The sequence below is a fragment of the Micromonospora sp. NPDC049171 genome, assembly GCF_040648275.1.
Taxonomy (GTDB): domain Bacteria; phylum Actinomycetota; class Actinomycetes; order Mycobacteriales; family Micromonosporaceae; genus Micromonospora.
The window spans coordinates 66,876-82,265 of record NZ_JBEZDJ010000001.1 but is presented as its reverse complement, the minus strand read 5'-3'; the positions used below and the strand labels follow the sequence as shown (position 1 = coordinate 82,265).

Below are 15,390 nucleotides of genomic sequence, written 5' to 3'. Positions count from 1 at the left end.
CACCTTTTCTCGGTTGGACGCTGCGATTGCTTCAGTTGGCGTTGACGGTGGCGCCACCGTCGTCGACGGAGGCGAGCACCAGCGCGGCGTTGTGCCCGCCGAAACCGAACGAGTTCGTCAGGATGGGGCCGGGGCGGCCGGTGCGTGGGGCGTCGGCGACGACGTCGATGGGGATGTCGGATCCGCGGGTGCGCAGGTTGGCCGTTGGCGGGATCTCGCCGTGCCGCAGAGCGAGCAGTGACGCGACGACCTCGACCGCGCCGGCGGCGCCGATCAGGTGCCCCAGCGAGCCCTTCGCCGAGGTGGTCGGTGGTGCGGCGCCCCCGAACACGGTGTGGATGGCCTGTGCCTCGGCGGCGTCGTTGAGCATCGTCGACGTGCCGTGCGCGTTGATGTGGCCGACGTCGGCCGGGTCGATGCCCGCGTCGCGCAGCGCCAGGCGCATGCAGTGCACGGCGCCGCGACCTTCCGGGTGCGGCATGGTGGAGTGGTACGCGTCGCTGTTGAACCCGTAGCCGGCAACCTCGCCGTGGATGCGGGCACCTCGGGCCCACGCCCGGTCGAGGCGTTCCAACAGCACGAAGGCCGCCCCCTCGGCGAGCACGAAGCCGTCCCGAGCGCCGTCGAACGGACGTGAGGCGGTCTCGGGCTCGGCGTTTCGCGTGCTCAGCGCGTGCATCCGGGCGAAACCGGCGACGACGATGGGGTTGACCGCCGCCTCCGCGCCGCCGGCCAGGACGACGTCAGCGCTGCCGTCACGGATGAGCCGGACGCCTTCGCCGATCGCGTTCGCACCGGCCGTGCAGGCGGTCGAGATGCAGAAGTTCGGGCCGCGCCAGCGGAGTTGCCGGGCGATGAGCGACGCCGCCGCGTTCGGCATGATCATTGGAATGGCCCAGGGGCTGATCCGGTCCGGGCCGTTCTCGACGAACGCGCGGACCTGCCGGTAGAAGCTGTCCGATCCGCCCATGCCGGTGCCGACCACGACCGCGCACCGGTCCGGGTCGAACTGTCTGGTGTCGGCGTCGGTGAACGCGTCAATGGCCGCCGCGTAGGCGAGTTGGCTGACGCGATCGGTCTGCCGGACCATTTTCGGAGTGAGATAGGCGGCCGGATCGAAACCCTGGATCTCACCCGCGAAGCGGGTCGCCAACCTGGAGGCGTCGAAGCTGCGGATCGGACCGATGACGGAACGCCCGGACCGCAGCACCGACCACAGTGCGTCGGGGGTGTCGCCGGCCGGCGTCCTGGCGCTCAGCCCGGTGACGGCGACCCGGTGCCGGGCTGGGCCGTCGCCCGCCATCAGGCGGGCGTCTTACGCTCGGCCTCCCCCACCACCCCGGCGCCCTCGGCAACATCGCCAGCCCCACCGTCGAGCACCATGTCGAGCGCCTGCCCGACGGTGTTGATCTCGCGCAGCCCGTCCTGCGGAAGCCGGATCCCGAGCCGGTCCTCCAGCGCCATCAACAGCTCCACCAGATCGAGACTCTCCGCGTCGAGATCCTTGCGAAAGTCGGCGTCCTCGGTCACCGCCTCCGGCTCGACCATCAGCACCTCGACCGCGACCTCACGTAAAACCGCATAAGCCTGCAGTCTGTCCATATGCCCTCCAACAATCGCCCGAGGTAATCGGTGCCGAATTGGGCTTCACCTGCAAGAGTTGAGGCAGGCTAACACGCAGGGCGGTTGGCCAGTAAGGCCGATTGCGCGTGGGTCATGGATCCGACTCGGATATGTCATCGCCAATACAACGTGCTCATTCCCATCGCGTCGACAACCGATCATGAATGACAGTGGGCACGCCTGTCGGGCACCGGCAAACAGCCCCGCGTCGTGGCGCGGGGCTGCGGACCAGCAGACGTGCGGCACCCCGGTCAACCGCGACAGCGGTCGACGACGTGCCACCGGGATCGGGCGTCAGCCGCCCACGCCCCGGACCGCCTCGATGATCGTCTCGGTGACCTCACTCGGCCGGGCCACCACCATGGCGTGCGAACCCCCGGCGACCTCACGCTGGCCCCGCGGTTGGGCCCGCTCGGCCATGAACCGGTGCGCGGCGACCGGGATGTTGTTGTCGGAGTCCCCGAACACGAACCAGCTGGGCAGCGATCGCCAGGCCGGGTCGCCGGTGAGCCCGTCACCCAGGGCCTTCTCGGTGATCGGCCGCTGGGTCCGGGCCATCTGCGCGGCGACGTCGGCCGACACGTCCGCGACGAACTGCTTGTGGAAGGTGTTCTGGCCGATCGCGACCTCGTTACCGCCGGTCGACAGCGGGTACTTCACAAGCGTGTCGGCGAGCGTGCTGCCGGGGAACTTCCCGGACAGCGACAGCCCCGACTCGCCGGTGTCCGGGGCGAAGGCGTTGACGTACACGAGGGCCCGCACCAGTGGTTCGTCGGCAGCGGCCTGCGTGATCACCATGCCGCCGTAGGAGTGTCCGACGAGGACGACCGGACCGCCGATCCCGTGGACCACGTCCCGCACGTACGCGGCGTCGCCGGCGACCTCCCGCAGCGGGTTGGCGGCGGCCACCACGTCGTACGCGGCGCCCAACCGCTCGATCACGCCGTTCCAGCTCCCCGACTCGGCGAACGCCCCGTGCACGAGAACGATTGTGGGCTGCGGATCAGACATAACGCGCACTCCCTTACTCCGTGACACTTGTTGCACCCACGGCCGCGCCGGTGCGCCTGAATACCCGTCACGCGAGGCCGAAACATCGGGAGCCGCCGCCCTCACTCGTCCGCGGGTTGCTCCTTCGTCAGGTGCAACAACCAGCCCTCGCCGGTGCGGATGAGCGCGTACCGGCGTCGGCCGGTGCGACCGTGCAACGTGAACAGCATCCGGCGCTCGGTGCGGTCGTGCTCCTCCCAGGTGCCGATGTCGGCGATCGACTTGTCGGCGTCCTGATAGGTGAGGTGATCGAGGTGGTGGTCCGGCACGGCGATCGCGAGCCGGTTGGCACGGGGACTGTCCGGCAGGCCGCGGGGCACCGCCCAGGAACGCAGCACACCAGCCTCCTCCAGCCGCAGGTCGAAGTGCGGTCGCGGCTTGCGGTGGTGGTGCAGCACGAAGGCGGGTGGCGCGCCGACCATTGTCGCCGTCCGCCACCGCTCTCGGTGCGCTGACCTTGCCTATCCGGCGACGGCGGTGGCCATCCGGCGTACCGCCTCGGTGATCAGCTCGGGTGCGGTGGCCAGGTTCAGCCGGACGTGCCCGTCGCCGCCGGTGCCGAAGGCCGGACCCGGGTTGAGCGCCACCCGGCCACGGTCGAGGAACACCGCGGCGGGGTCGTCGCCGAGGCCGAGGGCGCGGCAGTCGAGCCAGGCGAGGTACGTGGCCGGACCGGGTTGGTAACGGATGGCCGGCAGGTGCTCGCCGAGCAGCGCGGCGAGGAGCCGACGGTTGTCGTCCAGGCCGGTCAACAGGGCGTCGAGCCACTCGCCGCCGTCGCGGAAGGCGGCGGTGTGCGCGATCACCCCGAGGTGGCTGGTGCTGACGCTGGCATCGAACGGAACGCGGGCCAGGTCTCCGGCCGCGGCCGGGCCGGCGATGAGCAGCGCACCGCGCAGGCCGGCCAGGTTCCACCCCTTGGAGGCCGACATGAGCGACAGGCCGTTCTCCGTGCCGGGCACCGAGAGGTACGGCACGAAGCGCGCTCCCCCACCCACCAGCGGGGCGTGGATCTCATCGGCGACCACCCGTACCCCGTGCCGCTCGGCCAGGCTGGCGACGGCGGCCAACTCGTCCACGGTGTGCAGGACGCCTGTCGGGTTGTGCGGGCTGCACAGCAGGTACGCCGCTGGCCGCCCACCGGCCCGGGCCCTGCGGAACGCGCCCTCCAGCGTGCCGAGGTCGATCCGCAGGTCCGCGCCGAGCGGCGCCTCCACGATCCGGCGGTCGGCATGGGTCACGAACTCGTAGAACGGCGGGTAGACCGGGCAGTTGACGACCACCGCGTCCCCCGGCTCGGTGACCAGCCGCAGCGCCTCGACGACACCGTGCATCACGTCGGGCACCAGCGCGGTGCGCTCCACCACCAGCCCGTCCCAACCCCACCGCCGCCGGGCGAACTCCGCCAACGCCTGCGGGTACGCCGTGCCGGCGGGGTAGCCGGTGTCGCCGCGCGCGACCGCGTCGGTGATCGCCGCCGCGACCGGCTCGGCCAGCGGCACGTCCATCTCCGCGACCCACAGCGGCAGCACGTCGTCGGGGTACTCCCGCCACTTGAGGCTCGTCCGTTGCCGGAGTTGGTCGATCGTGAGCTGGCGAAGGGGATTCGTCGAGACTCGGGCACCGCTCGGCACGCCACTCATGGCCGCAGCCTATTCCGCTCAGCGTCCGCGCGATTTGGAGGCCGCCACGTCGGCCAGGCTAGCGACTCGTGGGCGGAGCCGAACCACTGTCACAGTGGCGGCCAGGCGTTGGTCAGCAACTGTCGGAAGTGCGCCGGGAACCACTCGCCGAACGGCGGGGCGCCCGGCATCGCCCCGGTGGCGTACGGGGAGCCGCGCGGCGCGAGGTAGTTCGGGTCGCACAGCGGCTCGTACGGCAGACCCGGGGTCGGGCTGCCGGCGGCGCCGTCGGACTCGCCGGGCGGCTTGACCCACGCGTAGGCGTCGATGCCCGGCTCCGGTTCGGCGGCGGGCCGCTGACCGAGGCCGGAGCCCACCTGGTTGCACCAGTTCCCGACGTAGGCTCGCCGGTCGATCCGGCTGCCGTCGACGTACCGGTTCACCTCGCTCGCGGGCGCCGGCCCGGTGGGGCGGGCGGGGCCGCCCCAGCCGTTGCGGGAGGTGTCCACCACGACACCGACCTGCGGGGAGAAGCCGGCCTCGGTCAGCAGGGCACGCAGGTGCCGCGCGTAGGGCATCTCGTCGACGAACGGGTTCCAGTCGACCCACCTCGACTGGTACACCGGTTGGCCGTTGATGACGTCGTCGACGCGGAAGTGCTCCTCGCGCAGGACGGAGTAGTTGGCGGTGTTGGCGACGAAGCCGTGCACGTTGGCCACCGTGCTGCCGGCGGCGGTCGCGGCCTGGAGCAGCAGCGCCGTCAGCGGCGCCGAGTCCTCCGGCCAGCCGACTTCGCCGTGGTGACTGATGTCCAGGTACGGGTAGACGTTGGGCACCGTGCCGAGCCGGGCCAGGGCGTACCCGATCGCCTGCTGGTAGGTGCCGCGTGCCCGCACCTCGTCGCAGGCCGGGGTGGCGGTGTACCGGTTGCCGGTGTTGACGACGAGGTTGGGCAGCGAGTTCGGCTCGACGAAGGCGACGATGCGCAGGTCGGCGTAGCGGGGAGCGGCGAGGATCTCGACGATCGGATCGATGAACTCGTCCTGGTACCGGGCGGTGTCATCGATCGACAGCTCCCCCTGCGGGGCCCGCCGGCCGCAGTCGCGGGCCGGCAGGTTGTAGAGGGTCAACTGGACGAGGTCGGCGCGCTGCGCCAGGGCGGCGTCCAGATGCGCGCGCAGGCCCAGCACCCCGTCGGTGCCGGCGATCCGAGCAATCCGGTCCAGCCAGACGGCCGTCGGCTGGCCGGCGACCGCGGCACCGCCGGGCTCGGCGGCGGCGCGAGCGGCCCACTCCGGATTGACGTAGACCCGGGCGCCGACGTAGGGGTTGTCCACCCTTGGCGGCGGGTCGGCGGCGTGGGCCGGGCCGGCGTGGGCGAGCACTCCCGCCACCAGGATGGACACGGCGGCGAGGACTGAGCGGACCGGCGGCATGGTCACGGTGGTGGCTCCCTCGGATCTGACCTGGGCGGCGGGCGTGCGCCTCGGTCACAGATTTATCTATTTCGATCTATTATCGCACCCGTCGCGTCCCAGCGCATGAAATCCTAGTTGACACATAGGAATTGTGGGTTAGCGTCGTATCCATGACCAGCCAGCACACCCTGCTTCGGGGCACCGCCATCGCGGTGTCGCGGGGATGCTGCCGCAGCTGGACCGCCGCCTGCGGCTGCTGCCGCTGAGCGAGCGTTACCCGCTTCTTCCATCCGCGGCGCCGCCGGCTCGACGACGACCGGCAGCCGTTCCCTCCGCCCGATCAACGGATGCGCGCCGAGCCGATCGCGCGGGCTCCCACCGGGTGCCCCGCTGACCACGCGATCGTGCTCGCCGAGCCGCTGGTCGGCAGTCCCGGCGACGGCGCCGCCCCGACCACGTGGGGTGCTGCCCCGTCCCGCAACCAGCCACGAAGGAGTCATACGTGACATCACCATCCCTCCTGGGTCGACGGGCCTTCCTGTCCGCCACCCTCGGCGCGGTCACGCTGGGCCTGACCGCCTGCGCCGGCGACGAGACACCCCCCGTGGCCCTGGCCGCCGGCGAGCCACTGCCGGAGGCCGTACCGAAGGGCACCAAGCTCGTCATCGGGGACAAGGAGCACCAGAAGGCGATCGAGTTCTCCGGGGAGGCGGAGAAGCTGTCCTTCACCGTGGAGTGGGCGAACATCAGCGGCGGCCCACAGACCCTGGAGGCCTTCCGCGCGAAGGCGGTGGATCTCGGCTCGGTGGCGGACATCCCCCCGATCCACTCGCACTGGACCGGCATCCCCACGAAGATCGTCGCCTCGAAGTACCGCCAGGACCCGCTCAACCACGCCATCTACCGCCTCGGCATCGCACCCGGCGTCACGGTCGCCACCCTCGCCGACCTGCGTGGGAAGAAGATCGCGTACAGCCCGGGGCAGGCGCAGGGCGCGCTGATCCTGCGGGTACTCCACAAGGCCGGCCTCAGCAAGAAGGACGTCAAGCTGGTCGAGCTGCCGAGCACCGGCGACGTCTACGGGACAGCGCTCGCCAGCCGCCAGGTCGAGGTGGCGCCGATCGGCGGCGTGCAGATCAAACGCTACGAGAGCAAGTACGGCCGCGACGGCGCGACACTGATCTCGCACGGACTGCGCGACGACCCCGGTCACCTGTACGCGCCCGTCACCGTGCTCGGCGATCCGGCCAAGGCGGCGGCGATCCGCGAGTACGTGCAGGCGTGGGCGCGGGCCTGGCGATGGCGCGAGGCCAACCCGGACGAGTGGATCGAGCGGTATTACGTCAAGGACCAGGGCCTGACCACCGACGACGGCAGGTGGCTGGTCGAGAACGGCGGCGTGGCCGACATCCCGTCCAGCTGGACGGAGGCCATCGGCCGGCACCAGGAGACCATCGATCTGCTGGCCAAGGAGACGGGCAACAAGCCCCTCAAGGCCGAGGACCTCTACGACCGGCGGTACGAAGCCGTGGGCGCGCAGGCGCTGACCGCGGGAGGCGCCAAGTGAGCGTCTCGGCACTGACCCGACCCCGGCCGGCCGCCACCGTTCCCGCCAGGCGTCCACGGCGCCGGCTGAAGCCGGGTCGACCCATCCCCTTCGGGTCGGCGATCGGTCCGTTGCTGCTGCTGGCGGTGTGGGCGGCCGGCTCGGCGGGCGGCTGGATCGACCCGCGTACCCTGTCGGCGCCCTGGACCGTGGTGACGACGGCGGGTGACCTCATCGCGGACGGCCGACTGCAGGACAACCTGGCCATCTCGGCCCAACGGGCCGGCCTGGGCCTCGCCATCGGCACCGTCGTCGGCATCGTGCTGGCCCTGCTCGCGGGTCTGAGCCGGTGGGGTGAGGCCATCCTCGACGGACCGATCCAGATCAAGCGGGCCATCCCCGCCCTCGCGCTGATCCCGCTGCTCGTCCTCTGGTTCGGCATCGGCGAGCAGATGAAGGTCATCACCATCACGCTCGGCGTCTTCGTCCCCGTCTACATCCATACCCACAACGGGCTGCGCACCATCGACAGCCGGTACGTCGAGCTGGGCGAGTCGCTGCGCCTGCGGCGGACGACCTTCATCCGCCGGATCGTGCTGCCCGGAGCGCTGCCCGGCTTCCTGCTCGGCATGCGGTTCGCGGTGGTCGGGGCATGGCTGTCCCTGGTGGTCGTCGAGCAGATCAACTCGACGAGCGGCATCGGCTACATGATGGAACTGGCCCGGGAGTACGGCCAGACCGACGTGATCATCGTCGGACTCGTGCTGTACGGGCTACTCGGGCTGCTGTCCGACGGTGCCGTCCGGCTTGCACAGAGGAGGGCACTGTCGTGGCGACGCACCATGGCGGACTGACCGCCACCCGTACCGTCCGGATCGAGGGACTGGTCCGCGGCTTCGGGGACCGGGCCGTCCTGGACGGGTTCGACCTGGAGTTCGGCGCGGGCGAGTTCGTCGCGCTACTGGGCCGCAGCGGCTCGGGCAAGAGCACCCTGCTGCGTGCGCTCGCCGGCCTGGACGGCGACGCCACCGGCTCCGGCCTGATCGACGTACCGGAGAACTCCTCGGTCGTCTTCCAGGACGCCCGGCTGCTGCCCTGGCAACGGGTGCTGGACAACGTCGTGCTCGGCCTGCGCGGGCCGGACGCCTACCAGCGCGGCCGTGCGGCACTCGCCGAGGTCGGCCTGGCCGGGCGGGAGCGGGCCTGGCCCAACGAGCTGTCCGGTGGCGAGCAGCAACGGGTGGCGCTGGCCCGGGCACTGGTGTCCGAGCCGGAGCTGCTGCTCGCCGACGAGCCGTTCGGCGCGCTGGACGCGCTGACCCGCCTGCGCATGCACGGCCTGCTGCGTGAGCTGTGCGCCCGGCACCGGCCCACGGTCCTGCTCGTCACCCACGACGTCGACGAGGCCATCACCCTGGCCGACCGGGTCCTGCTGCTCGACGCGGGCCGGATCGCGGTCGACCTCGCCATCGACCTGCCGGCGCCACGCTCGTACCGGCAGCCGCAATTCCTCGCGTACCGCGAAACCCTGCTGCGCGCGCTCGGCGTCGAGCAGACGGAAGGATGACCATGCTGCACCTCAACGCGTTCCTGATGGGCGTCGGCCACCACGAGGCCGCCTGGCGGCTGCCGGAGAGCGACCCGTTCGCCCAGACCGACGTCGCGCACTTCACGCGCCTGGCGCGCATCGCCGAGCGGGGCAAGCTCGACTCGCTCTTCCTCGCCGACAGCCCGGTGCTCTGGAACAGCATCGGCCGACGGCCGGCGGGCACGCTCGAACCAACGGTGCTGCTCACCGCACTGGCCGGCGCGACCCGGCACATCGGGCTCATCGCGACCGCCTCGACGACGTACAACGAGCCGTTCAACCTGGCCCGGCGGTTCGCGTCGCTGGACCACATCAGCGGCGGCCGGGCCGGCTGGAACATCGTCACCACGGCCGGCGTGGACGCGGCCCGCAACTTCAACCTGGACGAGCTGCCCGCCCACCGGGACCGGTACGAGCGGGCCGCCGAGTTCATCGAGGTCTCGCTGAAGCTCTGGGACAGCTGGGACGACGAGGCGCCACTCGGCGACAAGGACGCCGGCCGGTGGGGCGACGACAACCTGGTCTACCCGCCCGGCCACGTCGGGCGGCACTTCCGGGTGGCCGGCGCGCTCAACGTTCCGCGCTCGCCGCAGGGCTACCCACTGCTGGTGCAGGCCGGGTCGTCCGAGGACGGCAAGGAGTTGGCCGCCCGGTACGCCGAGGCCGTCTTCACCGCGCAGCAGACGCTCGGCGAGGCGCAGGAGTTCTACCGCGACCTCAAGCGGCGTGCCGCGCAGTTCGGGCGCGACCCGGACTCGGTCAAGATCCTGCCCGGCATCGTGCCGGCGGTCGGCGCCACCGAGGCCGAGGCCCGCGCGCTGGAGGAGGAGTTGGATCGGTTGATCAAACCGGAGTACGCGCGCGCCCAGCTCGCCACCACGCTGCGGGTCTCCCCGGAAGACCTCGACCTGGACAAGGAGCTGCCCGCCGACCTGCCCAGCGAGGACGAGATCCAGGGCGCGAAGAGCAGGTACACGCTCATCGTCACCCTGGCCCGGCGGGAACGCCTGACCGTACGCCAGCTCATCGGCCGGCTCGGTGGCGGACGCGGGCACCGCACCTTCGCCGGCACGCCGGAACAGGTCGCCGACGCCATCGAGGAGTGGTACCGCAGCGGCGCCGCCGACGGCTTCAACATCATGCCGCCGGTGCTGCCGTCCGGGCTGGAGACGTTCGTCGACCACGTGGTGCCGATCCTCCAGCGCCGAGGGCTGTTCCGCACCGAGTACACCGGGACCACCCTGCGCGACCACTACGGGCTGCCCCGCCCGGCCAACCAGTCCGCACGGCGGCTCGCCGCCGCAGCCCACTGACCACCAGGAGGACGAACCATGGTCGACCAACGACCCTTCGGGCGCACCGGCGTACGAATCAGCTCGCTGACGCTGGGTGCGATGAACTTCGGCGAACGGGGCAACCCCGACCACGAGGACGGCATCCGGATCATCCACCGGGCGCTCGACGCGGGCATCAACGCCATCGACACCGCAGACGTCTACTCACACGGCGAGTCGGAGGAGATCGTCGGCAAGGCCCTCGCCGGCGGGCGTCGCGACGAGGTCTTCCTCGCCACCAAGTTCCACGGCCAGGTGGGCGACAACCCGCAGCACCGGGGCAACTCCCGCCGCTGGATCTTCCGAGCCGTGGAGAACAGCCTGCGCCGGCTCGGCACCGACTGGATCGACCTCTACCAGGTGCACCGGCCGGAGCCGGACACCGACTTCGACGAGACCCTGGGCGCGCTCACCGACCTGGTCCGCCAGGGCAAGATCCGCTACCTCGGCACCTCCACGTTCGAGCCGTCGGCCATCGTGGAGGGTCAGTGGGTCGCGCAGCGGCGCGGCCGGGAGCGGGTGGTCAGCGAGCAGCCGCCGTACTCGATCCTGGCCCGCGGGATCGAACGCGAGGTGCTGCCGGTGGCGCAGCGCTACGAGCTGGCGGTGCTGCCGTGGAGCCCACTGGCCGGCGGTTGGCTCTCCGGGCGCTACCACGGCGGGCTCGACGCGCCGATCTCCCGCCGGGCCGACCGGTTGCCCGCCCGGTTCGACCCGTCGTGGCCAGCCAACGCCGCCAAGCTCGCCGTCGTCGACGAGCTGGCCGCCCTCGCCGACGAGGCCGGGTTGTCCCTGATCCACCTGGCGATCGCGTTCGTCCTGGAGCACCCGGCCGTCACGTCGGCGATCATCGGCCCGCGCACGCTGACCCACCTGGAGTCACAGCTCGGCGCCGCCAAGGTGAGCCTGTCCCGCGACGTGCTGGACCGCATCGACGTCATCGTTCCGCCGGGCACCACGTTGAACCCCGCCGACGCCGGATACCAACCGCCGGCGCTGAGCGACCCGGCCCACCGGCGTCGCGGCGGGAGGAACGGCTGATGAGTTCGGAGTTCCTCTGGTACATCCCCAACCAGGTCGAGCCGGGCCACCGCGGCGACGACGTCGTCCAGCAGCACAACAGCCTCGACACCCTCACCGGCCAGGCCGAGGCTCTTGAGCGGCACGGGTGGTCCGGCGCCCTCATCGGCACCGGCTGGGGACGCCCCGACACCTTCACGGTCGCCGCCGCGCTCGCCGCCCGTACGACGACGTTCCAGCCACTGATCGCGATCCGGCCCGGCTACTGGCGGCCGGCCAACTTCGCCTCGGCCGCCGCGACGCTGGACCACCTCAGCGAGGGGCGGGTGCTGATCAACATCGTGTCGGGCAAGGACAACCTGGCGGCGTACGGCGACACCGACGGCGACCAGGCCGCCCGCTACGCCCGGACCAGAGAGTTCATCCAGCTCGTGCGCCGGTTGTGGACCGAGGACGCCGTCACCTACCGCGGCGAGCACTTCGGCGTCACCGACTCCACCCTGGCGCTCCGACCGGTGGTCCGGGGCGAGCGCACGCACCCGCGCCTGTACTTCGGTGGCGCCTCGGCCGCCGCCGAGGAGGTGGCAGCCACCGAGGCCGACGTCCAGCTCTTCTGGGGCGAGCCACTCGACGGCGTGGCCGAGCGGATCGAGCGGCTGCGGCAGCTCAGCGAGAAGCTGGGGCGCGAGCACGCCCCACTGGAGTTCGGGTTGCGGGTCACCACCCTGGTCCGGGACACCACCGAGCAGGCGTGGGCCGACGCCGAGGCGAAGGTTGCCCAGCTGGCACGCCGCGCCGGCGGCATCGAGCGCAACCCGCACTGGCAGGCCGCCGTCGGGCAGCGGCGGTTGCTCGACCTCGCCGCGCGCGGCGACGTGCTCGACGACAACCTCTACACCGCACCCGGCAGGTACGGCGGCGGCGGGGCCGGCACCACCTGGTTGGTGGGCTCGGCCAAGGACGTGGCGCGATCACTGCGCAGGTACGAAGATCTCGGCATCAGACACTTCGTACTCTCCGACACGCCCTACCTACCGGAGATCAAACGCCAGGGTACGCAGCTCCTGCCGCTGCTGCGCGAAGGAGCCGTGCGACAGAACACCTAGCGCCTGAGGTAGGCGGCCAGACCGCCGAGCTCTTCGCTGGCGATGAACACCGACCGTACGTTGAGGATGGCCTCCTCGACGTGGGCGGAGCAGCCCCACGCCGCGTCGCCCCACGAATCGGCGATCTTGATCTCGGCCGGGGCGGTGCATCCCAGGGCGCCACCGAGTTCGCAGTGCTCCGGGTGCGGCATCGCGGCCTGCGCGGCCGCGGCGGCGCGCATCCGGGCGGCGAGTTCCGCGGCGGCCGCGGCGCGCTGCTCGGCCTCGGCGCGCAGCTCCCGTTCCACGCGTACCACCCTGGCCAGCTCGTCATGGGCGGACCGGGCACGTGCTTCGGCGGCCCGGCGTGCCTGCTCGCTGTGGTGACACTCGATCGCCAGGGCGGCGGTGCCGGCGAAGACCCGGGCGAGGGCGAGGTCGGAGTCCTGCGGAGCCCGCGGAGTGCGGTGGTACATGGCGAAGGTGCCCAGGAGGCCGCCGTCGCGGGCCAGGATCGGGGTGGACCAACAGGCCGACACGCCGGCCTGATCGGCCAGGTGCCGGAAGTCGTCCCAGAACGGGTCGGTGCTGATGTCGGTGACGATCACCGGTTGCCGCCGGTGGGCGGCGGTGCCACAGGAGCCGACGCCCTCGCCGGTGGCGATCCCGTCGATGGCCTCGTTGTAGAAGGCGGGAAGGCTGGGTGCGGCGCCGTGGCGCAGGTGCCGACCGTCGGCATCGGCGAGGAGAACGGAGACGAGCACTTCCTGCGGTGCGAGATTCTCGATGCAGCGGGCCATCCCGTCGAGCACCTCGGCCAGGGGCGCCTGACGGGCGATCTGCTCCAACAGGGCGCGGTGTTCGGCCATCAGCCGTTGCGCCTGCTTGACCTGGGTGGTCTCCACGCCGAGCACCCGGATCCCGCAGACCTGACCGGCGGCGTCCCGGCGCGGCTCGTAGGTGAAGTCGAAGTATGCCTCCCGCGCCTGCGGGCCGGTCCCCAGGATGACCCGGACGTCGCCGCCGGTGTACGGCTCACCCGTGCGGTAGACCTGGTCCAGCAGGGTGATGAAGCCCTGACCGGCCAGCTCGGGCATCAGGTCCACGAGGGCGACGCCGGTGCGGGCCCGTTCTTCGCCGATGGTGGCGAAGAACGCCGGATTCGCCGTCTCCACCAGATGCTCCGGGCCGGCCAGCGAGGCGAAGACCGCGGTGGACTGCCCGAACAACGCCCGCAGATCCTCCTCCGCCGCTCCCGGCCCGGCGCCCGCCGAATCCGCGGTCGAGGACAGCTGGCCTGGTACCGCCGTCACGTCGTGGTCCGCCTCTCGTCTGCGGTTACGGGGATGACTGGGTGGTGCGTCGCTCGGTAACGGTGCTCACCGTGTGCGAGGAGGTGGCTGGGGCCGCCGATGCAGCGTACCGGCGGGCGGAACCGGCGGCGAACGCAGCGGCGACGGCGCGCCCGGCGCACCTGGTCCGTACACCCGTTCCCCAGGCCAGCGCAGCGGGACGGCGGACACCGCACCGGCCGGTGGTCGCACCCGGCCAACACATGCACACATCAACAGATGCGGATATGTGAGCGCATCGCTACTATGGGTCAGCAATCCAGACGGAAGGGGGTCGTGCCCGCGTGCGAAGTCCCGTCAACGGAACCGCGCCGACGTCTACGCCGGGTCGACCCGCGCCGCCTGCGGCCGGCCGACTCCGCAGGCTCGCCCGGCTGATGGTGCTGTTCGCGGCTGCCGTCGGGGCCGGTTTCCTCCTGGCCGCCCTGTTCGACGGGCCGGCCGCCGCCGGCGGGATACGCGGCGGCACCGGAGACGACCCTCAGGCGCGGATCGGCGGCCTGGTCGAGCCGGTCACGCGGCTCACGGTCGCACGGCTCCCCGACCCGCACCGTCAACGCCCCACCGGTGCCGACGCCCGCCGCGACGGGCACCCCGACACCCCGCTGGCAGGGACCATCGCCGCCGCCGTCGCCCCCCGCGACGCCACCTCCTCGACGCCGCCTCGACCGCCGAAGGGCGCGTCACCGGCGCTCGTGTCACCGCCCCGGGTCGACCCAACCGGTGCGGGAAAGCGCGAACGGCTCCGGCCCGCCTCCCCCGCCCACCCGTCGCGACCGGCCGCTGCTCCACCACGACAAGCGGCCAGCACCGCACCCGCGGCGCACGGGCCGGCCGACCCACCCGCGACGGACCGGGCCACCGCCCCGCTGATCACCGCCACCCTGCCGCACGTCATCGACATCGCGAACGCCACGCTGTCGCCCGTCATCGACACCGCGAACGCCGCGCTGTCGCCCGTCGTCGACACCGCGAACGCCACGCTGCCGCCCGTCGTCGACACCGCGAGTGTCGCACTGCCGCACGTCGTCGAGATCGTGCCGATCCGGCCGGTCGTCCTGGCGCTCCTCGGTGTCACCGACGCCGTTCTGGCGCCCGTTCTCGACGCGGTGGTCGTTCCGGCGGCACCTCCACCACCCGCTCGCCGAGCACTCGGGCCGCCCGCCGTGCCGGTGGCCGACCCGACACCCGCGCCGACCGTACCGACGCCACCAGCGCCACCAGCGCCACCAGCGGACCCGACGGGCCCGGCGGACCCGGCGTTGGTGCCGGTATCCGTCACGGCGGTGCTGACCCCCGCCGCGCCGCCGCGGGTGTCCGTCGTCGAATGCACGCGCCCGACGGCCTCGACCCGGCACCTCGCCGCGCGTCCGGGTCCGGTGCTCGCGGCTGCCGACCCACCGGGCGGACCCGTCGCGCCCGTCGACCAGGACGCCGCCGGTGTCGACGATGGATCGACGCCGGGGCCGGGGCTGGTCCGGGCGGCCGACCGGCAGTCGCACCTCGGTGTCGCGCAGCCCTGCCATCTCCTGCCGCTTCTCGTCGAGGGCCACACTCCGTCCGGGATCGCCCGGCCGGGCTGAGGCGGGTCGACCGACCCGGGTGGCTGGCACACACGGCCAACTCCACCCGGCTCGGTCGACAGGGCCCCGCGCCCGTCCGCCGTGACGGTGCCACGGGGCGGTGCCTATCCCGTCCGTCGCGCACGAGCGCCCCGACCAACCCGTGGATGTTCCGGGACCGGTGGCCGTC

The 15,390-nt window shown here is 72.1% G+C and carries 14 protein-coding genes; 7 read left to right on the top strand and 7 right to left on the bottom strand.

The features are described 5' to 3' along the window. Positions 1-31: 31 nt before the first annotated feature. From AB0B14_RS00260 to AB0B14_RS00235, 6 genes are all read right to left on the bottom strand, one after another. Positions 32-1,303: a beta-ketoacyl-[acyl-carrier-protein] synthase family protein gene (locus tag AB0B14_RS00260; protein ID WP_357075129.1), complete on the bottom strand. Its 1,272-nt coding sequence runs from the start codon at positions 1,301-1,303 to the stop codon at positions 32-34. Then, positions 1,303-1,602: an acyl carrier protein gene (locus AB0B14_RS00255; protein WP_357075131.1), complete on the bottom strand. Its 300-nt coding sequence runs from the start codon at positions 1,600-1,602 to the stop codon at positions 1,303-1,305. Before AB0B14_RS00255 ends, AB0B14_RS00260 begins: the two co-directional genes overlap by 1 nt. A 315-nt stretch (positions 1,603-1,917) precedes the next feature. Then, the gene (locus tag AB0B14_RS00250; protein ID WP_357075134.1) at positions 1,918-2,634 is read right to left on the bottom strand and encodes an alpha/beta hydrolase; all 717 of its coding nucleotides are present in this window, start codon (positions 2,632-2,634) and stop codon (positions 1,918-1,920) included. 101 nt (positions 2,635-2,735) lie between these two features. Then, the gene (locus tag AB0B14_RS00245) at positions 2,736-3,095 is read right to left on the bottom strand and encodes a DNA polymerase ligase N-terminal domain-containing protein (RefSeq protein ID WP_357520270.1); all 360 of its coding nucleotides are present in this window, start codon (positions 3,093-3,095) and stop codon (positions 2,736-2,738) included. 39 nt (positions 3,096-3,134) lie between these two features. Further along, positions 3,135-4,316: a MalY/PatB family protein gene (locus tag AB0B14_RS00240; protein WP_357075140.1), complete on the bottom strand. Its 1,182-nt coding sequence runs from the start codon at positions 4,314-4,316 to the stop codon at positions 3,135-3,137. A gap of 89 nt (positions 4,317-4,405) precedes the next feature. Beyond that, entirely contained in the window at positions 4,406-5,731 is a 1,326-nt protein-coding gene (locus AB0B14_RS00235; RefSeq protein ID WP_357520867.1) for a glycoside hydrolase family 6 protein, read from the bottom strand. Positions 5,732-6,215: 484 nt separating this feature from the next. On the opposite strand from AB0B14_RS00235, the gene AB0B14_RS00230 reads away from it, so the two are divergent. Genes AB0B14_RS00230 through AB0B14_RS00205 form a run of 6 tightly spaced genes read left to right on the top strand, consistent with a single transcriptional unit; the run spans position 6,216 to position 12,307 of the window. Beyond that, complete coding sequence (locus AB0B14_RS00230; protein WP_357075143.1) at positions 6,216-7,280, top strand: ABC transporter substrate-binding protein; 1,065 nt, start codon at positions 6,216-6,218, stop codon at positions 7,278-7,280. After that, the gene (locus tag AB0B14_RS00225) at positions 7,277-8,113 is read left to right on the top strand and encodes an ABC transporter permease (RefSeq protein ID WP_357520268.1); all 837 of its coding nucleotides are present in this window, start codon (positions 7,277-7,279) and stop codon (positions 8,111-8,113) included. Before AB0B14_RS00230 ends, AB0B14_RS00225 begins: the two co-directional genes overlap by 4 nt. A 29-nt stretch (positions 8,114-8,142) precedes the next feature. Next, positions 8,143-8,826, top strand: coding sequence for an ABC transporter ATP-binding protein (locus tag AB0B14_RS00220; RefSeq protein WP_357520865.1), 684 nt, complete (start codon positions 8,143-8,145; stop codon positions 8,824-8,826). Next, positions 8,823-10,160: an LLM class flavin-dependent oxidoreductase gene (locus tag AB0B14_RS00215; RefSeq protein WP_357520266.1), complete on the top strand. Its 1,338-nt coding sequence runs from the start codon at positions 8,823-8,825 to the stop codon at positions 10,158-10,160. Before AB0B14_RS00220 ends, AB0B14_RS00215 begins: the two co-directional genes overlap by 4 nt. Before the next feature lie 18 nt (positions 10,161-10,178). Then, entirely contained in the window at positions 10,179-11,222 is a 1,044-nt protein-coding gene (locus AB0B14_RS00210; RefSeq protein WP_357520264.1) for an aldo/keto reductase, read from the top strand. After that, entirely contained in the window at positions 11,222-12,307 is a 1,086-nt protein-coding gene (locus tag AB0B14_RS00205; RefSeq protein WP_357520262.1) for an LLM class flavin-dependent oxidoreductase, read from the top strand. Before AB0B14_RS00210 ends, AB0B14_RS00205 begins: the two co-directional genes overlap by 1 nt. Here the strand turns inward: AB0B14_RS00205 and AB0B14_RS00200 are convergent. Then, complete coding sequence (locus AB0B14_RS00200) at positions 12,304-13,599, bottom strand: GAF domain-containing protein (RefSeq protein ID WP_357075158.1); 1,296 nt, start codon at positions 13,597-13,599, stop codon at positions 12,304-12,306. The two genes, AB0B14_RS00205 and AB0B14_RS00200, sit on opposite strands and share 4 nt — an antisense overlap. Positions 13,600-14,015: 416 nt before the next feature. Between AB0B14_RS00200 and AB0B14_RS00195 the strand changes: the two genes are divergently transcribed. Then, positions 14,016-15,221 (top strand): hypothetical protein, encoded by a 1,206-nt coding sequence (locus tag AB0B14_RS00195; protein WP_357520260.1) that lies wholly within the window; start codon positions 14,016-14,018, stop codon positions 15,219-15,221. The last annotated feature ends 169 nt before the right edge of the window (positions 15,222-15,390 follow it).